The sequence below is a fragment of the Amycolatopsis sp. NBRC 101858 genome (assembly GCF_030269325.1).
GTDB lineage: Bacteria > Actinomycetota > Actinomycetes > Mycobacteriales > Pseudonocardiaceae > Amycolatopsis > Amycolatopsis ponsaeliensis.
The window spans coordinates 1,561,893-1,585,888 of the sequence record NZ_BSTD01000001.1; the positions used below are offsets into that span (position 1 = coordinate 1,561,893).

The following is a 23,996-nucleotide window of genomic DNA, read 5'->3' on the forward strand; positions in this document are numbered from 1 at the left end:
CAGAAATCCACCGGATCGCCATGGTCTTGGTTTCCTGTTGTCCTCGCATCGAGCCCGTCTCGAACTGAATACGCGCGCACACGGCGCCGCCTCCCGCACTGCAGAACGATTCCTGAAGATCGATCGGATCGCGAAATGCGGGACAACCGTAGCCAGCCGGTTGACCCGAAATCAGCCGCCAACCAGGTAAGAACCCCGAGGTTCACGTGCAGCCGCACGCGCAGACCCGCCCCGGCCGGTGCACGCGCCGAGTGCAATTTCATCGGGAAGATTCACCGGCAGAATACTGGTATGACCGGCAGCCGGATCACGTAATTGTGCGCCTACCGGCTGCGGATTTCCAATCTTGCGCCGCGCGAACTGTACGACTTCCGCGGTTCTTCAGGATTTGACGAGGTCCACCCAGGTGCGCACCGATTCGGCGTCCACAGAGGACTGCCAGCCGCCGGGGCGGACCGCACTTCCGACATGGAACCCCCGCACACCGCCCGCGCGCAAGAGGTGCACCTGCTGCGCGCGCAGGCCGCCGCCGACGAGCAGCTCCGGCCCGCTGTCGCGCTGCGCGAGCCGCTGCAGCACGGAAAGCCCACTGGCTACGCCGTTCGGGTGCCCGGCCGCGAGGACGGTGTCACACCCGAGCGCGGCCAGCTGGTCGTACGCGCGCAACGGATCCCGCGTGCGGTCGATGGCGCGGTGGAACGTCCACGGCAGGCCGTCGACCTCCTTGATCAGCGCTTCGCAGGCGTCCACGTCGATCTCGCTGTCGATGTTCAGGAACCCGAAGACGAACTCGCGCGCGCCCGCGTCGATCAGCCGGGCGGTGTCCGCGCGCAGCCCCTCGAGGTCGCCGACGGCGAAGGATCCGTTGTCCCGCAGCATGACCCGCACCGGGAGGTCGGTCGCCGAAAGCACGTCACGCAGTGTTTCCAGGGTCGGCGTCAGGCCGTCCTGCGCCATGTCCGTCACCAGTTCGAGGCGGTCGGCCCCGCCCGCCTGCGCGCCTTCGGCGTCCGCCGCGTCCAGCGCGATCACTTCCAGCAGGGGCGTCTTCGAGCTCATGCCTCATCCGTTTCACTGGTTCCGGGTGTCGTCTCCCCTCGCGTGCCGCCCTCGCCGGAAGCCGCCTTGAAGGCTCGTCATCCGCTCGCGTACCGCTTCCGGGGAAAGAGAGAGTATCGGCCGCTGCTCCGGCACCGCTCCCGGGCTCGCCGCCGAATCCGCGGCCTGCAGGAACGGCCAGGTGTCTTCGGCACCGTCCTCCTGCTCCAGCTCGGCCGGTGTCGGCCACTCGTAGGCGGGCTCGATCGCGGCCGGCGGCGCGACGGGCGCGAACTGCGGTTCGGTGTCCTCGTCGTCCGGGTTCGGTTCGCGCACCGGCGGCGGCGGTGGCGGCGGAGGCGGGGCCGCGGCCAGCGCGTGCCGCGCCGGGAGCGCGGCGGGCCGGGACTCCCGGGCCACCGGAAGCGGTTCGGCGGGCGGGCGCGGCACCTCGGGCGCCGCCGCGGGGGCCGCCGACGCGTCGAACCAGCGCGACAGGACGTCGCGGTAGGCCGGCATCCGCTCGGTCGGGGCGTCGAGGTCCAGGTGCGAGTCGTCGTCCGTGGTCGGCCACTCCGGGCTGTGGTCGCGGGCCACCACCGGGGCCCGGCGCGGCGGGCCCGCCTCGATCGACGGCGGCGTCAGCTCTTCCGGCTCCGGCTCGGGCTCGGGTTCCGGCGGCGTGAGCGGGGCCAGCGGCGCCAGCAGCTCCGGCTCGGGGGCCGCGGCCGGCTCGGCGGGCGGCGGCGGTCCCGGCATCGGCGGCAGCTCGACGATCAGGGCGGTCGGCACCAGCACGGTCGCGATCAGCCCGCCGTCGTGGCCCGAGCTCAGCCGGACGTCGATGCGGTGGCGCGTGGCGAGCGTCGCGACGACGAACAGGCCCATCCGGCGGGACACCTCGACGTCGACGTCCGGCGGGTGCGCGAGCCGCGCGTTGGTGCGGTCGATCTCGGCCTGCGGCATGCCGGCGCCGTGGTCGATGATCTCGATCTGCCAGTCGCCGTCGTGGGTTTCGGCGCTCGCGACGGTGACCGTCGTCTTGACGGAGTAGCGCGTCGCGTTCTCCAGCAGCTCCGAGACGACGTGCACGAGGTCGTTGACGGCCTCCCCGCGCACGGCCACCTGCGGCGCCGGGCCGAGCTCGATGCGCTGGTAGTGCTCGACCTCCGAGAGCGCGGCGCCGATGATCTCGTCGGCCGAGACGGCGCCGGCGTCCTCGCGCGCCGAATCCTGGCCGGACAGGACCAGCAGGTTCTCGCTGTTGCGCCGCATCCGCGTCGCGAGGTGGTCGAGCTCGAAGAGCCCGGCGAGGGTGTCCGGGTCCTGCTCGTCGGCCTCCATCCGGTCGAGCACCGACAGCTGCCGCTCGACGAGGTCCTGGCTGCGCTGCGAGAGGTTGACGAACATCGCGTTGACGTTCTCGCGCAGCATCGCCTGCTCACCCGCCAGCCGGACGGCTTCGCCGTGCACCGCGTCGAACGCGCGCGCCACCTGGCCGAGCTCTTCGCGCGTGAACACCGGGACCGGCGCGACGGCGAGCCGCTTCCGCAGGTTCTCCGGCGCGGGCTCGGGATCGGTGAGCAGGTTCTGCACGGCCGCGGGCAGCCGGTGCTCGGCGACCTCGAGGGCGGTCCGGCGCAGGATCCGCAAGGGGCGCAACAGGGACCGCGCGATGACCACCGACAGCACACCCGCGACGAGCAGGACGCCGAGCACGACGCCGCCGTCCCAGATCGCCGCCGTGCGCGCATGCGCCGCCAGGGTGTCCGTGCGTTCCTGCAACTGGACCAGCAGTGCTTGCTGCACCTGGTGGGCGAGGTTCACCGTGTGCGTCGCCGAGACGTCCCACTGGTTGGCGTCGAGGCCGTTGAGGTTCTGGCCGTTCTCGGTGCGGGTGAGCGCGGACTCGACCATGTCGTTGCCGATGTCGACGACCAGGCCGATCACCGTGTCGTCGAACATCCGCTGCTGCTCGGGCGTCGCGAAGGTGCGGTAGTCGTTGCGCGCGGCGGCGAGCTCGGCTTCGGCGCCGAGCAGCGCGCGCGTGCGGTCGCGGTTGAGGCTGCCCGCGGCCAGCGCCTCGGCCAGCACCGCGCGCTTGACCGACATCTGGTCCTTGATCCGGGCCAGCGCGTTGCCGGCCAGGCGCAGCCGCGCGAGCTCCGGGTCCGAGACGTCGGCGGCGGCCGAGTCGCTGATGTCGAGCAGGCCGGAGATCAGCTCGCTGTAGGAGCGCAGCACGGCGTCGGCGGGGAACGCCGAATGCTCCGCGGAGAACCGGAGGCCGCCGAGGACGCGCAGCCGGTCATCGGTCTGTTGCAGGCTTTCCGCCGCCTTGGCGTCGAGCCGGGGTTTACTGTCGGCGAGGGTCCGTTCGAACGTGCCGATCGCCTGGTCGACGCGTTTGCGCTGAGCGGCGAGGTCGGCGGTGTCGCCCTTGCGGTCCTGGGCGACGAACCGGACGGTGAGGTCGCGCTCGCGCTGCAGCTCGTGCAGTGCTTCGGCGACCGTGCTGTCGACGCGGCCGCGGGTGGCGAACTCCGCGAGCTGCCGGGCGTCGCGCAGGTCCGAACTGATCCGCAGGCCGACGAGGGCGATCACCGCGAGCGCGGGGATGAGGAGGACGGCGAAGAGCTTCGTGCCGAGACGCCAGTTCCGGAGCCGCCACCGGCCCCCGGCCGGACGTGGATCCGCCGCGTCGCCCTTGGGGGGACGCTGATCGCGACGGGTCACCTGGTTTCCTTTTCCGCCGCGGGCGGGAACCCGCGGATCCGACGACACTCGAACCTACTGAACGGTAGCCCGCCCCATGGAGATCCGAAAGCCGCGCTGGCGCGATACGGCCCTGCCCGCGATCGTATGGGGCGCGGACCATACGATCCAGCACGAGAACCAGATTCTCGCGGTAGGTGAAGGTTCATGATCAGACGCGGACGGATGATTCCGCTGGTGGCGGCACTTCTGGCGGCCGCCGGGTGCAGCGTGTTCTCTTCCGGCGCGACCTCCGCTCCACCGGCGCTGGAACGCAGCACCCTGCGCGTCGGTGTGGGCAACGCCATCGACACGGCCCCGCTGCGGATCGCCGTCGCGGCCGGGAAGTTCGGCGCCGTGGGGCTGAACGTGCAGCTCGTGGAGCTCGGCGGCGAAGACGGGCTGGCCAAGCTGGCCGCCGGCGACCTCGACGTCACCTTCGGGTCCGACATCGCGCTGTTCCGCGCCGCGGCCGGCGGGACGGCCCTGCAGCTGCAGGGCGAGGCCTACACGTCCGGCCCCAACACGATGGCGCTGGTCACGCTGCCCGGCTCCGACTACACCGTGCCGACGTCGAAGAAGTCGCCCGAGATCGCGGTGAACATGCTCGACGACATCGGCGCGCTGGCCGCGCGCTCGGTGCTCGGCACCGCGGGCGTCGATGTGGCGAAGATCAAGTTCAAGCAGGTGGCGTTCGACGCGATGCCGCAGTCCCTGCAGGCGGGCGACGTCGACGCGGCCCTCATGATCGAGCCGTACATCACCCGCGCCGAGAAGGACCTCGGCGCCCACATCCTCGCGGACGGCGCCCGCGGCGCGACGCTCGACTTCCCGCTGTCGGCGTACGCGTCGGCCAAGCCGTTCGCCCAGGCCAACCCGCGGACCCTGGCGGCCTTCCGCACGGCGCTGGGCACGGCCCAGCAGAGCGCGACCGACCCGGCGATCATCCGCGACGCGCTGCCGAAGTTCTCGGACATCGACACGACGACGGCGGCGCTGATCTCGCTCGGCTCCTACCCGGCGTCGCTGAACGGGATCCGGCTGCAGCGCGTGGCGGACCTGATGCACAACTCGGGCCAGCTCGCGGACCGCCTCGACGTCCAGGCCCTGCTCCCCGACCAGAACAGTTATTAGCTGTCGCTAAACTTGCACTTGGTCTACTTTTGCACTCAGTCTACTTGAGGAGTGCGTGATGACCGACGTCCTGATCGCCGGAGCCGGCCCGACCGGCCTGATGACCGCCGCCGAACTCGCCCTCGCCGGCGTCGAGGTGACCGTCCTCGACCGCCGCGACGGCCCGGGCCTGCCGCGGCCCGTCGGCCTCCAGCCCCGCACCGCCGAGCTGCTCGACCTGCGCGGCCTGGACACCGGCCCGGACCTCGACGGCCCCAGCGGCCACTTCGCCGGCCTGCCCGTCCCGCTCGACCACAGCGTCTGGCACACCCGCCACCCCCGCGTCCGCAACCGCACCCAGGACGACGTCGAGGCGATGCTGGCCGAGCACGCCGTGAAGCACGGCGCCGTCGTCGAGCGCGGCCACGACGTGACCACGGTCGACGTGACCGAAGACGGCGTCACGGTCGACGGGCGCCGGGCCCGCTGGCTCGTGGCCTGCGACGGCGCGCACAGCACCGTCCGGCGGCTGCTCGGGGTGCCCTTCCCCGGCCGCACCGAGACCTACGTCGCCACGCTCGCGCACGTCCGGCTCGCCGCCGCGTCCGCGCTCGTCCCGGCCCGCGCCGCGCACTTCAGTCAGGTGACGCGGCAGGCGAACGGCTACTGGGCGATGCTCACCCCGCTCGGCGACGGCACCCACCGGTTCGTCTTCGGCTCCACGACGGCCCAGCCGGGCCGCGACGCGCCGGTGTCGGACACCGAAGTGACCGAAGCGCTGACAGCCCTCTACGGCGCCGAGACGCGCTTGGGCGAGGTGTACGGCGCTTCGCGCTTCAACGACGCGACGCGGCAGCTGGAGCGCTACCGGCACGGCCGCGTCCTGTTCGCCGGCGACGCCGCGCACATCCACCCGCCGCTCGGCGGGCAGGGGCTCAACCTCGGCGTCCAGGACGCGATGAACCTCGGCTGGAAGCTGGCCGCGACGGTCCGCGGCACCGCACCCGAAGGTCTGCTCGACACCTACCACGACGAACGGCACCCGGCCGCCGCGCGCGTCCTGCGGCACACGGCGGCGCAGCGCGTCTTCACGACACCGGATCGCGACGAGAACGTCGAGGCGCTGCGCGAGATCGTCGTCGACCTCATGCGGACCCCGGACGGCAACCGCTACTTCAGCGGCCTGCTGTCCGGGCTCGCGCCGGACTATCCCGGCGCACACCGCGTCCCCGACCTCGACCTGACGACGGCGGACGGTCCGACGCGGCTTTCCGCGCTGCTGCACGACGGCCGCGGGCTGCTCCTCGACCTCGGCGACCACGCCACCCCACCCGGCTTCCGCGGGCAGGTCCGCGTCGTCCACGCGGCCACCGCCGACGCCGGGTACCGCGGCCGGCTCCTGGTGCTCCGGCCGGACGGCTACGCCGCCGACCCCGCCGACCTGGCGAGGTGGTTCGGCTAGATGTTCTCGCCCGGCGGCGCCAGGCACACGGTCCGGCGCGGCGGCCCCGGGTAGCTCAGCACCTGGTCGGCATCCGGGCAGCTCTCCTCGCCGCGGTAGCCGGTGATGACCTCGGCGCGTTCCTTCGCCGCCGGGTCGTTGCAGCTCACCTTGCCGATCGTGGCCTGGTCGTCGACGTCGCGCAGGCACTCGCCGGTGCTGACGTTCAGCGCCAGGCAGAGCGTGCGCTGAGCGGTCGCGGCGGTGCCGGTGATCTGGAACCGCACGTAGTCGCCGGAGCCGCAGCGGAACGACCCGGTGTAGCTGTCGTCGACCTTGTAGGTCGCGCTGTCCGTCCCGCAGCCGACGCGGTGGTAGGCGAGCTTGCCGCCGCTCTCGCGCGTCAGGTACAGGCAGTCGCCGTCGCCGGGCGGGCCGTTGCGGTCGAGCCAGTAGATGCTCATCGCGCCCAGCGAACCCAGGGCCAGCGCCAGGACGACGCAGGCGGCGAGGGTGATCTTCACCTTCGTCGTGAACCAGTGCGGGATCTGCTGCTGACCGGGCATCGGCGGCATCGGCGCGGACGACGTCGCGTGGTCCGGCGACCGGAACGGGTTGTCGTCGAACGGTGGTGTGGTCAACGTGCCCTCCAGTGATCCCCTCGGCAAATCGTCCCACCGGCGACCCGCGACAGGGGCGGGCCGGAGCGAGCCACGTATAACAGTAGTTGTGACTGATGGCCCGCTGATCGTCCAGTCCGACAAGACCGTGCTCCTGGAGGTCGACCACCCCCAGGCCGGCGACGCGCGCGTCGCGATCGCCCCGTTCGCGGAGCTCGAACGCGCGCCGGAGCACGTCCACACCTACCGGATCACCCCACTGGCCTTGTGGAACGCGCGCGCCGCGGGCCACGACGCCGAGCAGGTCGTCGACGCGCTGACGACGTACTCGCGCTTCCCCGTGCCGCAGCCGCTGCTGATCGACGTCGTCGACGTGATGGGCCGGTTCGGCCGGCTGCAGATCGCCAACCACCCGGCGCACGGCCTCGTCATGTCGACCACCGACCGCGCGGTGCTGACCGAGGTCTCGCGGAACAAGAAGATCAGCCCGATGCTCGGCGCCCGGATCGACGAGGACACGGTCATCGTGCACCCGTCCGAGCGCGGGCGGCTGAAGCAGGCGCTGCTGAAGGTCGGCTGGCCGGCCGAGGACCTCGCCGGGTACGTCGACGGCGAAGCGCACCCGATCGCGCTCGACGAGCAGGACTGGCACCTGCGCGACTACCAGCGGATGGCCGCGGAGGCGTTCTGGGCGGGCGGCTCCGGCGTCGTCGTGCTGCCGTGCGGCGCCGGGAAGACGCTGGTCGGCGCGGCGGCGATGGCGCAGGCGCAGGCCACGACGCTGATCCTGGTGACGAACACCGTCGCCGGGCGGCAGTGGAAGCGCGAGCTGATCGCCCGGACGTCGCTGACCGAGGAGGAGATCGGCGAGTACTCCGGCGAGAAGAAGGAGATCCGGCCGGTCACCATCGCGACCTACCAGGTGATCACGCGCAAGACCAAGGGCGAGTACCGGCACCTGGAGCTGTTCGACTCGCGCGACTGGGGCCTGGTCGTCTACGACGAGGTGCACCTGCTGCCGGCGCCGGTGTTCCGGATGACGGCGGACCTGCAGTCCCGCCGTCGGCTCGGGCTGACCGCGACGCTGGTGCGCGAGGACGGCCGCGAGGGCGACGTGTTCTCGCTGATCGGGCCGAAGCGCTACGACGTGCCGTGGCGCGACATCGAGGCGCAGGGCTGGATCGCGCCGGCGGAGTGCACCGAGGTCCGCGTCACGCTGACGGACGCGGAGCGGCTGGAGTACGCCACGGCCGAGGCCGACGAGCGGTACAAGCTGGCGGCGACGGCGCTGACGAAGACCCCGGTGATCAAGTCCATCGTGGAGAAGCACGCCGGCGAGCCGACCCTGGTGATCGGCGCGTACCTCGACCAGCTGGAGATGCTCGGCGACGAGCTCGACGCGCCGGTGATCCAGGGCGCGACCCGCAACAAGGAGCGCGAAGAGCTGTTCGACAAGTTCCGGCGGGGTGAGCTCAAGACGCTGGTGGTGTCGAAGGTCGCGAACTTCTCGATCGACCTGCCCGAGGCGTCGGTGGCGATCCAGATCTCCGGGACGTTCGGCTCGCGGCAGGAGGAGGCCCAGCGGCTCGGACGGCTCCTGCGTCCCAAGGGCGACGGGCGGCAGGCGCACTTCTACTCGATCGTCTCGCGCGACACGGTCGACACGGAGTACGCGGCGCACCGGCAGCGGTTCCTGGCGGAGCAGGGGTACGCGTACCACATCGTCGACGCGGACGACCTGCTCCGGCCGCTCTGATCCGCCTGCTCAGCGCGTGATGCGCTGCCAGAACGCGCAGTGGTGCGCGTCGGCCACGACGGTCGTGGCCGGGTGCGCGGCGTCCGCGGTGAACCGGTGGACGGCGCTGCCCGGCCCGTGCCAGGCGGGCCACGCGCCCGGGGTCCCGGTGTGCGCGAACGCACCCCAGGCGTCGACCACGACCGCGGCCAGCGCCTGCTGGGCGGCGGTCAGTCCGTAGACCGAGCCGTCCAGGTGCAGCGGTCGGTCCTTGATGTCGAAGAGGTAGAAGAGGTCGGCGGCGTGCGACGCGCCGGGCTCGAACCCGGGTGTGGCCGGGATCAGCGGTGGCGCGGTCCGGTCGGCGAACTCGTACCCGGTGACGGGGCCGTGCGCGGCGAGCCGGTCGTCGGTGCGCACCTGCGGGCAGACGAACCCGGAATCGGTGTAGACGGCCGCCCACGCGGCTTCGGCCGAGCCGCCCACCGGGTACTCCCTGGCCACCGCGTCGGCGTCGGCCCCGAAGCCGGCCTTCAGCAGTTCGGGGTACTGCGCCTCGGTGATCGGCTTGCCGAGCAGCCGGTAGGTGCCGGAGACGAGGCGTTGCTCGTCGCTGGTGGTGCCGGACAGCACCGGCCGGCCCGGCCGCGCCGGCGGTGCGGTCCGGGGATCGCCGGGCAGGGTGCGGCCGCCGAAAGCGGCCGCGGTCACCGCGCCGGTCTGCGTGAGCAACCGGTCCACCGGCAGCCCGCGCAGGCACGTCAGCACAGCCGCCTGGTCGTGGCAGCCGAGCGCCGCCGCGACCTGGAGACCGGAGCGTTCGGCCGTGGCCAGCGGCCGCCAGAACGAGCCGAACGCCGGGGTACCGGGCCCGGCGGCGTTGGCGGCGAGCGTCGTGTCGCACGAGCCGCTCTGCAGGATCGCCTTGGCGAACAGGCCGCGGGCCGCGGGTGAGGTCAGCTGCCCGCACACCGCGACGGCGCCGCCGGACTGCCCGAACAGCGTGACGTTGCCCGGGTCGCCGCCGAACGCGGCCGCCGACCGCTGCACCCAGGCGAGCGCGGCCTGCTGGTCCTGCAGCCCGAACGTGCCGCCGTCGGTCATCCCCGGCACCGCGAGGTTGCCCAGCACGCCGATCCGGAAGTCGACGGTCACGACGACGACGTCGCCGCGCGCGGCCAGGCGCCGGGGATCGACGTCGGTGCCGGTGCCGCCGCTGAAACCGCCGCCGTGCAGCCACACCATGACCGGCCGGGGGCGGGCCGGGTCGTAGCGCGCCGCGGGCACGGTCACGTCCAGGTGCAGGCAGTCCTCATCGGTGCCGGTCCCCTGCGGGCACTGCGGGCCGGACCGATCGGCGGCGCGCTCGCCAGCCCACGGCCGGACGGCCGCCGGCGGAGCCCACCGCAGGTTCCCGGTCGGCGGTTGCGCGTAGGGGACACCGCGGAAGCGCAGCACGTCACCGTCCGAGGTGCCGCGCAGGGCACCGTCGGCGGTGCGCACCAGCGGCCCGACGGCGGCGGTCCGGATGTCCTGAGTGGACGGTGCGGGAGCGGAGCACGCGGCGAGCACGGACGCGGCGGCGAGCACGAGGATGGCTGAGCGCATGGCTTTCACTGTGGGCAGCGGGCAGGGAACCGCACTACTGCGGTTCGGCTTGAGGTCCGCGACGAAGGTCCGGCGCGGCCGGCCGAAGGTCCACGGTCCGGCCAAGTCCGCGACGAAAGTCCACCGAGCCCGGCCGAACGTCCGAGATCCGGCCACGAACCCGGTGCCCCGGCGCCGGTGCTCCTACCATCGCGGCTGTGTCCCGCTTCCGCGTCACCGGTCACCAGGTCACGCCGTTCGCGGCCGTCCTGGCCGCCGCGTTCGGCCTGCTCTTCGCGACGGCCGTCTTCCCCGGCGGCGCCGGGCACTGGCCGGCGCTGGCCTGCGGGTTCGGCCTGCAGCTGCTGGCCACCGCGGTGCTCGCCCGGCCGGCCACCCGCCCCGACCTGGCCATGGCCGCCACGGTGGTGGTCGCGGCGCTGCTCGCCGGCGTCCTCCGGCCGTGGCCCGCGCTGCTGGCGGTGCAGGCGGTGCCGTGGGTGCCGGTGGCCCTCGCCTGGGCGACGGTGCGCGTGTTCGAAGGTGCCCGCAGCCCCCGCCAGCTGCGCGTTTCCGCCGCGCTGGCCGTCGCGTACCCGGCCTTCGCCGCCGTGACCGCGCCCGGTGGCGTGGTCCCCGCGGTGCTCGGCGCGGCGGTTCCGCTGCTCGGCGGGACGTGCGTGAGCCTGGCCGTCCGGCTGCGCCGGGCACGCGCCGACCGGGCCGCTTCGCTGGCCGCCGAACGCGCGGCCACCGCGTACCGGGCCCGGGTGGCCGAGCGGCAGCGGGTCGCCGCGCGGCTGCACGACAGCCTCGGGCACGTGCTGACCCTGGTGGTGCTGCGGGCCAACGCGCTCGGCGCGAACGCGGCCGATCCGGAGGTCCGCGCGGCCGCCGGGCAGATCGGCGACCTCGGCGCCCGGGGACTGACCGAACTGCGGCACGCGCTCGACCTGATCGACGCGCCCGCCCCGCCCGCGACCGGCACGCCGGGGTGGCGCGAGCCGACGGCCGAGCTGGTCGACCAGGCGCGGGCGGCCGGGCAGGAGGTCAGCCTGACCGTGCCCGACCCGGCGCCGGAGGTGGACCCGGCGGTGTCCGGGGCACTGGTCCGCGCCGTGCGGGAGGGGCTGACCAACGCCCGCCGGCACGCGCCGGGCGCCGCCGTGCGGGTGTCGCTCGGGGCGGCCGATGCGCGGCTGGAGCTGTCGGTGGAGAACGACCCGCCGCGGGCCGGTGCGGCGGTCACCCCCGGCAGCGGCCGTGGCCTGGCCGCGCTCGGCCGCGGGATCGCGCTGCTCGGCGGGTCCTGCGAGCATGCGCGGACCGAAGCCGGTGGATACGCTCTGCGGGTGCGTTTCCCGGCCGCTTCCGTGCCCGCGAGCCCGTGACCGAGCCGGTCCGGGTGCTGGTCGTCGACGACGAGCCGATGGTCGGCGAGTTCCTGCGCTCCCTGCTCGACGGCGCCGGGCGGCTGACCGTCGTCGCGGTCGGCCACGACGGCGCCGAGGGCGTCGAACTGGTGGTGCGCCACGAACCCCACGTCGTCCTGATGGACCTGCGCATGCCCGGCGTCGACGGGGTGCGGGCCACCCGGGAGATCCGCGCGCTGCCCGACCCGCCCGCGGTCATCGCGATGACCACTGTGGACACCGACGAGCACGTGCTCGGCGCGCTGGACGCCGGCGCGAGCGGCTTCATCCTCAAGACCACACCGCCGGCCCAGCTGGTCCCGCTGGTGCTCGCCGCGGCGGCCGGCACGGCCGTGCTCTCCCCCGAGACCCTCGACCGCCTGCGCCGCGGCTCCCCGCCGCCGCCCGACCCGCCCGACCCGCGGCTGGCCCGGCTCGGCGGCCGCGAGCGCGACGTGCTCGGGCTGCTCGGCGAGGGCCGCACCAACGCCGAGATCGCGAGCCGGCTCTACCTCAGCGAAGGCACCGTCAAGGGTGTCGTGTCCCGGCTGATGACCCACCTCGACTGCACCAACCGCACGCAGCTGGCACTGCTCGCCGCGCGTGGCATCGGCTAGGTCCCGTACTTCCTTCGGCCTAGCGAATCGTCACAGGAGCAACTTCCGCCACAAGCGTCTCGCACCTTGCTCTGACCTGCGGATTTGCGGATTCACTCGAACGGATGAGCGGGCAGATCACTGGAAATTGTCAGACCCTCGAACTACTGTTCGACATGCACCAGCCGAACACAAGTTCGAGGGGACGTCATGACGATCGCACCGCTCCGCCCCGGTACGCCCGCGCCGCCGGTCCAGACCCTGCCACCGGGCTCGTGGCACGGCCGGCTGTGGGTGTCCGACCTGCCGCTGACCCGGCCCGAGCGTTATCTCGGCTGCGTGGCCGAGTTCGAGCGGTCGGGGTTGTGGCCGGTGCTGATCCCCCACGACCAGCGTTTCGCGGCGAACGGCGAGGACTGGATCGACGACCGCGGCCGCCTGGCCCCGGCGGGCCACCGGGTCCCCTCGGCGGACGCGGCGGGGGCGCTGGCCCGCTGGTGGGACAGCTCCTGCTGCGACGGCGCATGCCTGCGCCCGTTCGGCCCGCGGTTCCCGGGTCTGGCGAAGCGAAGCCCCCGCAGGTCCGACCCACTGGCCGAGGCGGGCAACACGGGCTCGATCCTGTCGGCGCGCGCCCCGCACCGGCTGGGCCTGGTCCAGACCGAGCGCCCGGCGGACATCCCGGCCCTCCTGGGCTGGACGGGCATGATCAAGTGCACGGACCAGGTGGCCGAGCTGTCGGCGGTATTGCGCAGCTGGGAGGACCGCTTCGGCGCAACGCTGGTGGGGCTGGGCTTCGACACGCTGGAGCTATCGGTATCGGCACCCCCGAGAAACCAGGCCCGGGCCTTGACGGTGGCGGCAGAGCACCGGGCATTCAGCCTGCCGACGTTCACGGGCCAGCCGGGCAATTTGCGGGAGTACGCATCAGGGTTGGTGCAGTCAAGGCTGTGGCGGTTCTCCTGGGCATGAGCGCAGAGCACCGGGACGCCCGGAACCGCGGGGTCGGAGGCAAAGGCTGTTCACCTCCGAGCGACAGCCGCCGCCCGGCGCCAACGGCCGACAACCCAGAAAGAGCTGGGTGGTCATCCCGTCGCCTGAGGCCGTCAAATCACTTCGAGCCAGGCCCGCAACCCGCCCACAAAAGGCGAGCCGAAAACGCAAGCTTGCGGGCCTGGCTCGAAGTGATAGGCCTCGCTCAGGCGACGGGATGACCACCCAGCGACCCCAACCCAAAGGCAAGACGAAAGCAGAACCCGAGGCCATCCCAGAGCCTGCCCGTCCGGCGAGGACACCCTTTCCACCCACGGCAGCACACTCGAGCAAGCCGCCGCCCGGCACAAAACGGGACCAACGGACCCCCCGATGAGCAAACACTTCAAAGGCCCCATCAGACGACCGTCCACAAACCTGGGTCACCTGTCCCACCCCACAGCCCACCTGTCCGAACGCCACCCGGGAAACCACGTTTGGCCACCCCGCCGAACGGGAACCACCCACCGCGGAAAGGCGGTGAGAACGATCGCCGAAATCCGCATCGGAACATCCGGGTGGCGCTACCCGCCATGGCGCGGGGACTTCTACCCGCCCGGACTGGCCCAGCGCCGAGAGCTCGAATACCTCTCACGCCGGATGAACTCCGTCGAGATCAACGGCTCCTTCTACTCACTGCAACGCCCGGAGCGGTACCGCGCTTGGTTCGACGAGACCCCGTCGGGCTTCCTCTTCGCCGTGAAGGGCGGCCGCTTCATCACGCACATGAAGCAACTCCGCGACGTCGAAACGGCACTGGCGAACTTCTACGCGTCCGGCATCCTCGCCCTCGGCGCAAAACTGGGCCCGTTCCTCTGGCAGCTCCCACCGAGACTCACGTTCGACCCCGACCGCCTCGCGAACTTCTTCACCCTCCTGCCCCGCACCACGACCGACGCGGCCGAGCTCGCAAAGAAGCACGACGACAAGCTGAAAGGACCGCCCCACCTCGAAGCCGGACCGCGCAAGCCACTCCGGCACGCGCTCGAAGTCCGTCACCCCAGCTTCACCGAGCCCGCGGCGAAAGAACTGCTCCGAAGAAACGGGATCGCCCTGGTCGTCGCCGACACCGCGGGCAAGTGGCCGTTCCTCGAAGACCAGACCGCGGACTTCGCCTACGTCCGCCTCCACGGTGACGAGGAGCTGTACGTCAGCGGCTACTCGGACCGGGCCCTGCGCGAGTGGGCCGAAAAGATCCGGGCCTGGCACGACGGCGGCCAGCGTGACGTCCACGTCTACTTCGACAACGACGTCAAGGTCGAGGCACCGCGCAACGCCGAGACCCTCGCCGAACTGCTCGGTATCTCCCCACCGAACGAGACAGTGAGTGGACAGTGAGCGCCATCGGCTTGAGTGGGACCCGCGGGCCGGACCGGCTTGCGTGCTGTCGCTGGGGGTCGGCACGCGGGCGGTCCGCCCGGCACAGTCAGCCGCCGGCCGCGACCAGCGCCGCCAGCTTCGCGCGCACGTCGTCCGCGTCCGGGTGGCCGAGCTCCGTCAGCAGCCGCACCGACCGGACCCAGCACTCGCGGGCCACCGCCCGATCCCCGTGGCGCAGGTGGATCGTGCCGAGCTGAGCCAATACGTCCGCCGCCTCGTACTGCTCGCCCATCTCGAAGAACATCGCGACCGAGTCGCGGACGCACGCGATCCCCTCGTCCACCCGGCCCAGCCCCACCAGCGCCAGCCCGCGCGTGTGCTGCGTGAACCGCGTGTCCACCGGCTCGCCGTCCGGGCCGAGCACCGCCAGCGCCGCGTCGGCCAGCCGCAACGCCTGGTCGTGGTCGCCCATCGACGTGCAGATGTCGCCCAGCGCCCGCAGCACACTCGCCTCGAACGCCCCCAACCCCAGCTCGCGGACGATCTCCAGCGCCTGCATGCCGTGCTCGTACGCCCAGGCGTAGTCGTCGAGGTTGTGCGCCGCCATCGCGAGGTTGTACTGCGCCCGCGCCTCGCCCTCCCGCGCACCGAGCTCGCGCTGGATCGCCAGCACCTGCTCCAGGAACCGCCGCGACTCGTCGTACTGCCGCGCGACGCCGTTGACGACGCCGAGCCCGCTCAGGATGCCCGCCTCGCCCGGACGATGACCGCTCGCCCGCGCGGCTTCGAGCGCCACCGCGAACACCGAGCGCCACTCGTCGAGCCGCGAGCTCGTCACGAAGTAGCTCTGCAGCAGCCAAGCCAGCTTCCAGCAGACGTCGTCACGCCGGCGCCGCGCCAGGTGGACCGCGGCGATCAGGTTGCCGGCTTCCTCACCGAACCAGGCCAAAGCCTCGTGGTACGCCGCGAACGTCAGGCCGCCGTCGAGGTCATCGAGGTCCAGCAGCCGGTAGTAGCGCTCGGGCCGCATCCGCCGTGACGCGCTCAGCGCCGACGCCAGGTACCAGTCCAGCAGCCGATCCAACGCCGCGTCGCGCTGCGAAGCCGAGTCGACCTGCGAAGCGACTTCGCCCGCGTACGCCCGGATGAGGTCGTGGAACTGGTAGCGACCCGGCCGCGGCTGGGCGAGCAGGTGCGCGGCGGCCAGGGTTTCCAGCATGGGCCGCGTCGTCGTGACGTCCAGCCCGGCGACCGCAGCGGCCGCCGGCGCGGTGAAGTCGACGCCGGTGGTCAGCCCGAGCAGCCGCAGCAACCGCGCCGTCCCCGGCTCCAGCGCCTGGTAGGAGTAGGAGAACACCGAGCGGATGTTCGTGCCTTCGCCATCGGCGAGGTCGAACGAGCCGAGCAGGTCGGCCTCGAGCGAGTCGACGAACTCGTCGAGCGCCAGGTCGGGGAACTGCGCCGCCCGCACGGCGAGGATCCGGATCGCCAGCGGCAGCCCGCCGCAGTGGCGCACGAACCGCTCGGTCGCGGCGGGATCGCGCGCCACCCGGTCGAGGCCGATCGCCGACGCGAGCAGCTCGACGGCGTCCTCCTCGCCGAGTTCCTCCAGCGCGATCCGTCGCGCGCCGTGCGTCGCGACCAGCGCTCGCAACTGCCAGCGGCTCGTGATCACGACCAGGCAGCCCGGCCCGGGCAGCAGCGGGCGCACCTGCTCGGTGCGGTTGGCGTTGTCGAGCACGACCAGCAGCCGGCGCCCCGCGCTGTGCGTCCGCCAGCTCGCCGCGCGGCCGTCGAGGTCGTCCGGGATCGCGTCGCACGGCACGCCGAGCGCGGTCAGCATCGCCTCCAGCGCCGCCGACGGCTCGACCGGCTCGCCGGGCCCGTAGCCGCGCAGGTTGAGGTAGACCTGCCCGCCGGGGAACCGGTCGGCGATCTCGTGCGCGAAGTGCACGGCCAGCGTCGTCTTCCCGATGCCGCCCATGCCCTCGACGGACGCGATCGGCGTCGACGTCCCGGCGTCGATCGCCTCCGGCAGCAGCGCGTGCAACGCCTTGAGGTCGCACTCGCGCCCGGAGAACGCCCGCAGGTCGGCCGGCAGCTGGTGCGGCACCTGCGGTTCGGCGCCGAGCCGGTAGCGCGGCACCACGTGACCACTGTCGCTCCCGGTGAGGATCGCCTGGCGGGTGCGCTGCAGCGACGGCCCCGGGTCGAGCCCGAGCTCCTCGGCCAGCACGTCGCTGATCCGGCGGTGGACGTCGAGTGCGTCGGCTTGGCGCCCTGACCGGTACAGCGCGACCATCAGCTGCTCGTGCAAACGCTCCCGCAGCGGGTTTTCCCTGGTCAGCCGGGTCAGTTCGGGGACGATGGTGCCGTACTCGCCGACGTCGAGCAGGGCGTCCGCCCACTGCTCTCGCACGCGCAGCCGTTCTTCGGCCAGCTGACCGGCCTCGTCGCGGTGCAGGGCGTCCGACTCGACGTTCAGCAGCGCCGGGCCGCGCCACTGCCCGAGCGCGTCGGCGAAGTGCGCGGCCGCCCGGCGGCTTTCGCCGCGGTCCATCGCGGCCTTGCCCCGGGTGGCGAGGGCGCGAAACCGGGAGAGGTCCAGCCGGTCGTCCGCGACCTCGATCAGGTAGCCGCCGCTCTCGGTGCGGATCGCGACCTGGTCGCCGAGCGCGCGGCGCAGGCGCAGCACGTACGTCTGGAGCGCGCCCTTGGAGCGGCGGCGGTCGTCGTCCCAGAGCCAGCGGCCGAGCTCGTCGACCGGCACGACCCGGTTCGCGCGCAGCAAAAGCCCGGCCAGGACGATCAACGGCCGGCTGCCCCCGAGCGGCACCGGGTGGCCGTCTGCCGTGACCTCGGCCGGACCCAGCACGCGGAAGTCGAGGACCACGGAGTCATTCTGGCCGGAAACGCGCTGTTCGGCACCCGTTCGCCGAAGTCGGGAGTGGCATGATCGGCGACGATGAAGGTCTACGCGATCCCCCTGCGCAACCGGTTCCGCGGCATCACGGTCCGGGAAGGCGTCCTGCTGCCCGGCCCGGCGGGCTGGGGCGAGTTCTGCCCGTTCGCCGACTACTCCGACGCCGAGAGCGTCCCCTGGCTGCACGCGGCGCTGGAAGCGAGCGAGACGGGCTGGCCGGCGCCGGTCCGCGACCGGGTCGAGGTGAACACGACGGTGCCGGTCGTCACCCCGGAGAAGGCGTACGAACTGGTCCGCGCGTCCGGCTGCCGGACGGCGAAGGTGAAGGTGGCCGACCCGCGCTCGACGGTGGCGGACGACTGCGAGCGGGTGGCGGCGGTCCGCGACGCGCTCGGCCCGTCCGGCGCGGTGCGCGTCGACGCGAACATGGCGTGGGACGTCGACACGGCGGTCCGCGCGATCACCGACCTCGACAAGGCGGCGGGCGGGCTGGAGTACGCGGAGCAGCCGTGCCCGACGATCGAGGACTTGGCGGCGGTCCGCCGCCGGGTACCGGTCCGCATCGCGGCGGACGAGTCGATCCGCCGGGCCGAGGACCCGCTGAAGGTGGCGGTCGCGGGGGCGGCGGACATCGCGGTGCTGAAGGTGGCCCCGCTGGGTGGCGTGCGCCGGGCGCTGGAGGTGGCGGAGGCGTGCGGGCTGCCGTGCGTGGTGTCGTCGGCGGTGGAGACGAGCGTCGGCCTGGCGGCCGGACTGGCATTGGCGGGCGCCCTGCCGGAGCTAGAATTCGCGTGCGGACTGGGGACGATTTCGTTGCTGGAAGGCGACGTCTGCGCGGCACCACTGTCCCCTGTGGACGGATACCTGCCGGTGCTGCGCGAGGCCCCGGAGCCGACGGACGCATACCTGGCGGCACCCGAGGTAGAGGCGGCATGGCGGGATCGCCTGGCCCGGGTCCACGCCCTGTGCTGAGCGTGGACCCGGGCTCACGACGTCAAGCGGCTTGCCAGGCCGAGTCGTAGGCCCGCACGAGCCACCGGTCGGCCCAGGCCCGATCCGGCTGCTCCGGCAGCGGCGACGCACCCCGCACCAGCCGGTCGAGCCGATCTTCCAGCTCCGCGGCGGCCGCGATGGCTTCGTCCTGGGTGTGCTTCCCGCGCCGCAGGTCGCGCAGCCAGGTCAGCCAGGGTTCGGCGATCGGCAGCGTCATCCGGCCGGTCTCGAGCAGCTCGACGCCCTGCACGCCCAGGCGCACCATGTGCATGGCGTACTTGGTGTCGAAGCCGTACTTCTCGATCAGCTCCGGCCGGTTGACCTTGATCGCGCCGTCGAGCATCCGCTGCCGCTGGGTCCGCAGGTAGCCCGCGAACCGCAGCCCGGCCTGCCGCGACACGATCTTCGCGGCGTTCGCGCGCAGTTCGTGGCCCAGCTCGGTGATCCGCACGATCTCGTTGCCGGGAACGAAGAGCGGCAGCAGGATCGTCGGGTTTCCGGTGAGGGCCAGGCCCATCCACTTGCGCAGCGAGTAGACGATGAGGTCCAGATCCCCGGGCCCGGACCGGACGCCTTCGGGCTGGGTGCGGAAGATGTACTGCTCGAACCGCCGAAGCCCGCTGACGTACTCGGCCGGCTCCACGCACAGCCCCATTTCGTCGCGGTCATCCTGACCGTCGACGGCGGTACCGTGCAGTCCGGATCCGACCTGGCAGCGCAGGATCGTCCCCCGCTCGGCGATCGCGGCGAATTCGGGCGTGTCGTGCTTCATGGTCCGAAGTTGTACCGGGCGCACACCACCGCGGGCACGTGGTTTTCCCCGAGGGCAAGTTCAGGGTCGGCTCCGGGCCGTTCCCGATGTTGCCGGGGGTCCCCGGAAGCCACCATTGAGCCATGACGAACAGCGTGTACACCCCGGAAACCACCAAGAAGCTCCGCCGCAGCACCACCGACAAGATGCTCACCGGCGTCTGCGGTGGCTGGGCCACCTACCTCGGCATCGACGCCAGCGTTCTCCGCATCGGCATGGTCGCCGCCGTCTTCCTCTCCGTCGGCATTGCGATTCCGGTCTACGTCGCCGCCGCCATCCTGACTCCGGAAGAGGGTTCCTGACCCCGGGCGGGCGGCGGCTCGCAGGGGGAGTCGACGCCCGCCGGATGACCGGGGGTGTGCCGCGGGTGTCGGGGGACGCCGCGGGCGCCGGTCCACGGGGAACCGGCGCGTGAACGGCCCGGACGCCAAGGGGAAGTCCGGGCCGTTCGGCCGAGTACGGTAGGCCGAGCGGCCCAAAAGGACACCGCGAACCCCGGACGAGGGGTTAGGGTTCGCGGTCGTGGATCAAGGGAGCAGAACGGCGGCGAAGATCGTCGTCGGGATCTTGGGTGGGCTCTACCTGATCGCCGGGCTGGGGCTGACCGCCTTGGCCGCGTACACGGCGCTCGCCTTCGACGACACCGGCAGCACGACGACCACCAGGACCGTGCTGTACACCGCCGCCGCGCTCGCGATCTGGGTGCTGCTGACCGGCATCGGCGCGATCGTCGCCGCGCTGGAAGTCGAAGAAGCGAGTACCGCCTGGCTCGGGGGCCTCGGCGTGCTCGCGCTCGGCGTCGTGATCGTCGGCGCCTATGCCGTCTGGTTCTTCACCAAGCCGTGAAACGGAAAAGCCCGGCCCGCCGAAGCGGACCGGGCTTTTCCGGTCAAGCGGCCGAACTCAGAAGTCCATGCCACCCATGCCACCGGACGGGTCGGCGGGAGCGGCCGAAGCCTTCTCCGGCTTGTCCGCCACGACGGCCTCGGTGGTCAGGAACAGCGCCGCGATGGAAGCGGCGTTCTGCAGTGCGGAGCGGGTGACCTTCGTCGGGTCCGGCACGCCGGCGGCGAGCAGGTCCTCGTAGACACCCGTGGCGGCGTTGAGGCCGTGACCCTGCGGCAGGCCCTTGACCTTCTCCACCACGACGCCGCCTTCGAGGCCGGCGTTGATCGCGATCTGCTTGAGCGGGGCCTCGACGGCCACCTTGACGATGTTGGCACCAGTGGCCTCGTCGCCCTCGAGCTTCAGGCCCGCGAAGGCAGCCTCGGCGGCCTGGATGAGAGCGACGCCACCACCGGCGACGATGCCCTCTTCGACGGCGGCCTTGGCGTTGCGCACCGCGTCCTCGATGCGGTGCTTGCGCTCCTTGAGCTCGACCTCGGTCGCGGCGCCGGCCTTGATGACGGCCACGCCGCCGGCCAGCTTCGCGAGCCGCTCCTGCAGCTTCTCGCGGTCGTAGTCCGAGTCCGAGTTGTCGATCTCGGCGCGGATCTGGTTGACGCGACCCTGGATCTGGTCGGCGTCGCCCGCACCCTCGACGATGGTCGTCTCGTCCTTGGTGATGACGGCCTTGCGGGCCTTGCCCAGCAGGGACAGGTCCGCGTTCTCCAGCTTGAGGCCGACGTCCTCGGAGATGACCTGGCCACCGGTCAGGATCGCGATGTCCTGCAGGATCGCCTTGCGGCGGTCACCGAAGCCCGGCGCCTTGACGGCGACGGACTTGAAGGTGCCGCGCATCTTGTTGACGATGAGGGTGGCCAGGGCCTCGCCCTCGACGTCCTCGGCGATGATCAGCAGCGGCTTGCCGGACTGGATGACCTTCTCCAGCAGCGGCAGGACGTCCTTGACGGTGGAGATCTTGGAACCGAAGAGGAGGATGTAGGGGTCCTCCAGCTCGGCTTCCTGACGCTCCGGGTCGGTGACGAAGTAACCCGAGATGTAGCCCTTGTCGAAGCGCATGCCCTCGGTGAGCTCGAGCTCGAGACCGAAGGTGTTGCTCTCCTCAACGGTGACGACGCCTTCCTTGCCGACCTTGTCCAGCGCCTCGGCGATCAGCTCGCCGATGGTGCGGTCAGCGGCCGAGATCGAGGCGGTAGCAGCGATCTGCTCCTTGGTCTCGATCTGGACGGCGGCCTTGTGCAGCTGCTCGGTGATGGCCTCGACGGCCGCCTCGATGCCGCGCTTCAGGCTGATGGGGTCGGCGCCGGCGGCGACGTTGCGGAGGCCTTCCTTGACGAGGGCCTGCGCGAGCACGGTGGCGGTGGTGGTGCCGTCACCCGCGACGTCGTCGGTCTTCTTGGCGACCTCCTTGACGAGCTCGGCCCCGATCTTCTCCCACGGGTCCTCGAGCTCGATCTCCTTGGCGATGGAGACACCGTCGTTGGTGATGGTCGGCGCGCCCCACTTCTTTTCGAGCACGACGTTCCGGCCCCGCGGGCCGAGGGTCACCTTGACGGCTTCGGCGAGGATGTTCAAGCCGCGCTCGAGACCGCGGCGGGCGTCCTCGTCGAACGCGATCAGTTTGGCCATTGCGGTGTGGTCCTCCGGTATTGGGCGCCGCCGCCGCGCTGTGTGACTGCAGCGGCGGCAGCAGGACTCTTTCCTCGGCCAGGCTCGGTGCCCGCGACGGACGACTGGACCCGGGTGGGGGCCAGCCTCACCGTCCCGACCTCAAGCGCGCGACCGGTGGCCGCGCACTTGGCACTCAACGGCGTCGAGTGCCAAGTCCGTGTTTAGCACTCTGCGGGGGAGAGTGCAAGAAGACCAGCTCAGCGCGGCACGATCAAGCGGTGCTCAGTTGCCCGGCTTGATGGAGATCGACGTCGGCGGGGCGTTCAGGGATGACGTCGGGTTGCTCTGCGAGTCGCCGGGGCCCACCGGGATGTTCGGGGCCGTCGTCGTGCCGCCGCCTCCGCTGCCGCCGTCGCTGAACAGGAAGATCGCGCCGACGACCAGGCCGGCCAGCACCAGGAGGCCCAGGGCGAGGAAGATCCACTTCTTGCCGCCGCCGCTCGACGGCTGGTGGAACGCGCCCGCGCCGCCCGCGGGCATCGGGGGGCGCAGCCGCATCGGGTCCTGGCCGTAGCCCTGCGGGGGCATCCCCGGCTGCTGCTGCGGGTAGCCGTACCCCGGCGGCGGGCCCTGCGGCGGCCCGGGCGGCATCCCCTGGGGCGGCATCCCGGGCGGCGGGCCCTGCGGCGGGTAGCCGTAGCCGGGCGGCGGGCCCTGCGGCGGCATTCCCTGGGGCGGCCCCTGCGGCCCGGGCTGCTGGCCGTAGCCCGGCTGCTGTCCTCCGTACGGGTGCACGGGGGCCCCCTCTCCCTGCGGTGCGCTGTTCTGGTGCGGCCCCTGTTGTACCTGACCGGGGCGCTGCGGCGCGGGGATTCCACCCGAATTGGACCCGGGAGGGCCCGGTGGGGTGTCGGACGCCGCCTGGGGGCCGAGCGCGCGGCGGGCGGCCGCGATCATCTCGACGCAGCTGGGGTAGCGGTCGGCCGGGTTCTTGGCCATGCCCTTGCGGATGACCTCGTCGATCGCCGGCGGCAGCGCGACGGCGCGCGAGATCGCCGGCGGGTCGCCGTTGAGGTGGCCCTTGATCACCGTCGGCACGTCGCCCTTGAACGGCGGGCTCCCGGTCAGGCAGGCGTAGAGGACGCACGTCAGCGCGTACTGGTCGGTGCGCCCGTCCAGCGGCTCGCCGCGCAGGTGCTCGGGCGCCGCGTACGTCGGCGAGCCGAGGAAGTCGCCGCCGCGCGTCCGGTGTCCCGTCGCGCCGCGCCGCGTCAGCCCGAAGTCGGCGACGTACACGTGCTCGCGCGAAGTCTCCTTCTTGGTCACGAGCACGTTGGCCGGCTTGACGTCGAGGTGGACCAGACCACGGTTGTGCAGGGTGTCGAGGGCGTCGGCGACCTGGTCGAGCATCGTCAGGGTGCGCGCGGGCGCGATCGGGCCGCCCGCGATCAGGCCGGCGAGATCGCCGCCGTCGACCATGCGCATGGCGATGTAGAGCATGCCGTCGAGCTCGCCGAAGTCGTACAGCGGGACGACGTTGGCGTGGTCGATCGCGGACGTGTTGCGGGCCTCGTCGACGAACCGCTCGCGGAACTCGGCGTCGGTGCCGAGGTGGTCGCCGATGACCTTCAGCGCCACCTTCCGGCCCAGGCGCACGTCGGTGGCCTTGTAGGTCACGCTCATGCCGCCCTTGCCGAGCACTCCGTCGATGCGGTAGTTGCCCAGCCGGCGACCGGTGAGGTCCCCCGACACATCGCCTGTCACGCCCGGCAGCCTAACGTCCCTGGTTCGGCGCCTGCCGGGGGTTCGCCAATCGGGTGATGCGCGTCGTTACGAGACCTTCCGCACCTCGGCGGCCTGGCTCCGCCCGTCACGCCCGGACTGGACTTCGAACTCGACGCGGTCACCTTCGTCCAAAGTGCGGAATCCGTCGGCCTGAATGGCCGAATAGTGGACGAACACGTCCGGTCCTTCGGTGGATTCGATGAACCCGTAGCCCTTTTCCGAGTTGAACCATTTGACGGTGCCGACAGCCACGGCGCCCTCCCTCAGCACAAAGGATCCGCTGGCCCGAGCGGATGCCAGCGGCGGAAGTGTCAATCACGCT

Annotated in this window: 19 protein-coding genes; 10 read left to right on the forward strand and 9 right to left on the reverse strand. The window is 72.2% G+C overall.

Going from position 1 to position 23,996, the window contains the following annotated elements; genetic code table 11:
* Nucleotides 1-381: 381 nt before the first annotated feature.
* Both QSK39_RS07480 and QSK39_RS07485 read right to left on the reverse strand, forming a co-directional pair.
* A complete protein-coding gene (locus QSK39_RS07480; RefSeq protein WP_284749628.1) occupies nucleotides 382-1,059 on the reverse strand; it encodes a copper homeostasis protein CutC in 678 nt (225 codons plus the stop codon).
* A gap of 12 nt (nucleotides 1,060-1,071) precedes the next feature.
* Nucleotides 1,072-3,774, reverse strand: a complete 2,703-nt coding sequence (locus QSK39_RS07485) for a sensor histidine kinase (RefSeq protein WP_285476887.1) — start codon at nucleotides 3,772-3,774, stop codon at nucleotides 1,072-1,074.
* A 186-nt stretch (nucleotides 3,775-3,960) separates the two neighbouring features.
* Between QSK39_RS07485 and QSK39_RS07490 the strand changes: the two genes are divergently transcribed.
* Nucleotides 3,961-4,926 carry an ABC transporter substrate-binding protein gene (locus tag QSK39_RS07490; RefSeq protein ID WP_285476888.1) on the forward strand — a complete coding sequence of 322 codons (966 nt, stop codon included), beginning with the start codon at nucleotides 3,961-3,963 and terminating at the stop codon, nucleotides 4,924-4,926.
* 58 nt (nucleotides 4,927-4,984) lie between these two features.
* Nucleotides 4,985-6,367: an FAD-dependent oxidoreductase gene (locus QSK39_RS07495; RefSeq protein ID WP_285476889.1), complete on the forward strand. Its 1,383-nt coding sequence runs from the start codon at nucleotides 4,985-4,987 to the stop codon at nucleotides 6,365-6,367.
* On the opposite strand, the gene QSK39_RS07500 is transcribed toward QSK39_RS07495, so the two are convergent.
* The gene (locus QSK39_RS07500) at nucleotides 6,364-6,987 is read right to left on the reverse strand and encodes an LppU/SCO3897 family protein (RefSeq protein WP_285476890.1); all 624 of its coding nucleotides are present in this window, start codon (nucleotides 6,985-6,987) and stop codon (nucleotides 6,364-6,366) included. The two genes, QSK39_RS07495 and QSK39_RS07500, sit on opposite strands and share 4 nt — an antisense overlap.
* Nucleotides 6,988-7,075: 88 nt before the next feature.
* On the opposite strand from QSK39_RS07500, the gene QSK39_RS07505 reads away from it, so the two are divergent.
* Nucleotides 7,076-8,722: a DNA repair helicase XPB gene (locus QSK39_RS07505; protein ID WP_285476891.1), complete on the forward strand. Its 1,647-nt coding sequence runs from the start codon at nucleotides 7,076-7,078 to the stop codon at nucleotides 8,720-8,722.
* A 9-nt stretch (nucleotides 8,723-8,731) separates the two neighbouring features.
* On the opposite strand, the gene QSK39_RS07510 is transcribed toward QSK39_RS07505, so the two are convergent.
* Nucleotides 8,732-10,309: a carboxylesterase/lipase family protein gene (locus tag QSK39_RS07510; protein WP_285476892.1), complete on the reverse strand. Its 1,578-nt coding sequence runs from the start codon at nucleotides 10,307-10,309 to the stop codon at nucleotides 8,732-8,734.
* A gap of 197 nt (nucleotides 10,310-10,506) precedes the next feature.
* Between QSK39_RS07510 and QSK39_RS07515 the strand changes: the two genes are divergently transcribed.
* The 4 genes from QSK39_RS07515 (at nucleotide 10,507) to QSK39_RS07530 (ending at nucleotide 14,666) form a co-directional block, all read left to right on the forward strand.
* Nucleotides 10,507-11,679 (forward strand): sensor histidine kinase, encoded by a 1,173-nt coding sequence (locus QSK39_RS07515; protein ID WP_285476893.1) that lies wholly within the window; start codon nucleotides 10,507-10,509, stop codon nucleotides 11,677-11,679.
* Complete coding sequence (locus QSK39_RS07520; RefSeq protein ID WP_285476894.1) at nucleotides 11,676-12,317, forward strand: response regulator; 642 nt, start codon at nucleotides 11,676-11,678, stop codon at nucleotides 12,315-12,317. Before QSK39_RS07515 ends, QSK39_RS07520 begins: the two co-directional genes overlap by 4 nt.
* A 189-nt stretch (nucleotides 12,318-12,506) precedes the next feature.
* Nucleotides 12,507-13,268 carry a DUF4253 domain-containing protein gene (locus tag QSK39_RS07525; RefSeq protein WP_285476895.1) on the forward strand — a complete coding sequence of 254 codons (762 nt, stop codon included), beginning with the start codon at nucleotides 12,507-12,509 and terminating at the stop codon, nucleotides 13,266-13,268.
* Nucleotides 13,269-13,808: 540 nt separating this feature from the next.
* A complete protein-coding gene (locus QSK39_RS07530) occupies nucleotides 13,809-14,666 on the forward strand; it encodes a DUF72 domain-containing protein (RefSeq protein ID WP_285476896.1) in 858 nt (285 codons plus the stop codon).
* Nucleotides 14,667-14,754: 88 nt separating this feature from the next.
* On the opposite strand, the gene QSK39_RS07535 is transcribed toward QSK39_RS07530, so the two are convergent.
* Nucleotides 14,755-17,541 (reverse strand): AfsR/SARP family transcriptional regulator, encoded by a 2,787-nt coding sequence (locus QSK39_RS07535; RefSeq protein ID WP_285476897.1) that lies wholly within the window; start codon nucleotides 17,539-17,541, stop codon nucleotides 14,755-14,757.
* Nucleotides 17,542-17,613: 72 nt separating this feature from the next.
* Here QSK39_RS07535 and QSK39_RS07540 point away from each other — a divergent pair, with 72 nt between their 5' ends.
* Nucleotides 17,614-18,543, forward strand: coding sequence for an o-succinylbenzoate synthase (locus tag QSK39_RS07540; protein ID WP_285476898.1), 930 nt, complete (start codon nucleotides 17,614-17,616; stop codon nucleotides 18,541-18,543).
* Between the two features lie 22 nt (nucleotides 18,544-18,565).
* Here QSK39_RS07540 and QSK39_RS07545 read toward each other — a convergent pair whose 3' ends face one another.
* On the reverse strand, nucleotides 18,566-19,336 hold the full coding sequence (locus QSK39_RS07545; protein WP_285476899.1) for a nucleotidyltransferase domain-containing protein: 771 nt from the start codon (nucleotides 19,334-19,336) through the stop codon (nucleotides 18,566-18,568).
* A gap of 122 nt (nucleotides 19,337-19,458) precedes the next feature.
* On the opposite strand from QSK39_RS07545, the gene QSK39_RS07550 reads away from it, so the two are divergent.
* Together QSK39_RS07550 and QSK39_RS07555 are read left to right on the forward strand one after the other, a co-directional pair.
* On the forward strand, nucleotides 19,459-19,677 hold the full coding sequence (locus QSK39_RS07550) for a PspC domain-containing protein (RefSeq protein WP_284749615.1): 219 nt from the start codon (nucleotides 19,459-19,461) through the stop codon (nucleotides 19,675-19,677).
* 220 nt (nucleotides 19,678-19,897) lie between these two features.
* Nucleotides 19,898-20,221 carry a hypothetical protein gene (locus tag QSK39_RS07555; protein WP_285476900.1) on the forward strand — a complete coding sequence of 108 codons (324 nt, stop codon included), beginning with the start codon at nucleotides 19,898-19,900 and terminating at the stop codon, nucleotides 20,219-20,221.
* A 57-nt stretch (nucleotides 20,222-20,278) separates the two neighbouring features.
* Here the strand turns inward: QSK39_RS07555 and groL are convergent, their stop codons facing one another.
* The 3 genes from groL to QSK39_RS07570 form a co-directional block, all read right to left on the reverse strand.
* The gene (groL, locus tag QSK39_RS07560; RefSeq protein ID WP_155540626.1) at nucleotides 20,279-21,907 is read right to left on the reverse strand and encodes a chaperonin GroEL; all 1,629 of its coding nucleotides are present in this window, start codon (nucleotides 21,905-21,907) and stop codon (nucleotides 20,279-20,281) included.
* 264 nt (nucleotides 21,908-22,171) lie between these two features.
* Complete coding sequence (locus tag QSK39_RS07565) at nucleotides 22,172-23,653, reverse strand: serine/threonine-protein kinase (RefSeq protein ID WP_285476901.1); 1,482 nt, start codon at nucleotides 23,651-23,653, stop codon at nucleotides 22,172-22,174.
* Between the two features lie 66 nt (nucleotides 23,654-23,719).
* Nucleotides 23,720-23,926, reverse strand: a complete 207-nt coding sequence (locus QSK39_RS07570; protein WP_284749612.1) for a cold-shock protein — start codon at nucleotides 23,924-23,926, stop codon at nucleotides 23,720-23,722.
* Between the last annotated feature and the right edge of the window lie 70 nt (nucleotides 23,927-23,996).

Excerpts from the sequence above, each read along its gene's own strand:
- QSK39_RS07545 (WP_285476899.1), bottom strand. The coding sequence starts at position 19,336 with ATGAAGCACGACACGCCCGAATTCGCCGCGATCGCCGAGCGGGGGACG.
- groL (WP_155540626.1), bottom strand. The coding sequence starts at position 21,907 with ATGGCCAAACTGATCGCGTTCGACGAGGACGCCCGCCGCGGTCTCGAG.
- QSK39_RS07495 (WP_285476889.1), top strand. The coding sequence starts at position 4,985 with ATGACCGACGTCCTGATCGCCGGAGCCGGCCCGACCGGCCTGATGACC.
- QSK39_RS07480 (WP_284749628.1), bottom strand. The coding sequence starts at position 1,059 with ATGAGCTCGAAGACGCCCCTGCTGGAAGTGATCGCGCTGGACGCGGCG.
- QSK39_RS07525 (WP_285476895.1), top strand. The coding sequence starts at position 12,507 with ATGACGATCGCACCGCTCCGCCCCGGTACGCCCGCGCCGCCGGTCCAG.
- QSK39_RS07510 (WP_285476892.1), bottom strand. The coding sequence starts at position 10,309 with ATGCGCTCAGCCATCCTCGTGCTCGCCGCCGCGTCCGTGCTCGCCGCG.
- QSK39_RS07550 (WP_284749615.1), top strand. The coding sequence starts at position 19,459 with ATGACGAACAGCGTGTACACCCCGGAAACCACCAAGAAGCTCCGCCGC.
- QSK39_RS07490 (WP_285476888.1), top strand. The coding sequence starts at position 3,961 with ATGATCAGACGCGGACGGATGATTCCGCTGGTGGCGGCACTTCTGGCG.
- QSK39_RS07540 (WP_285476898.1), top strand. The coding sequence starts at position 17,614 with ATGAAGGTCTACGCGATCCCCCTGCGCAACCGGTTCCGCGGCATCACG.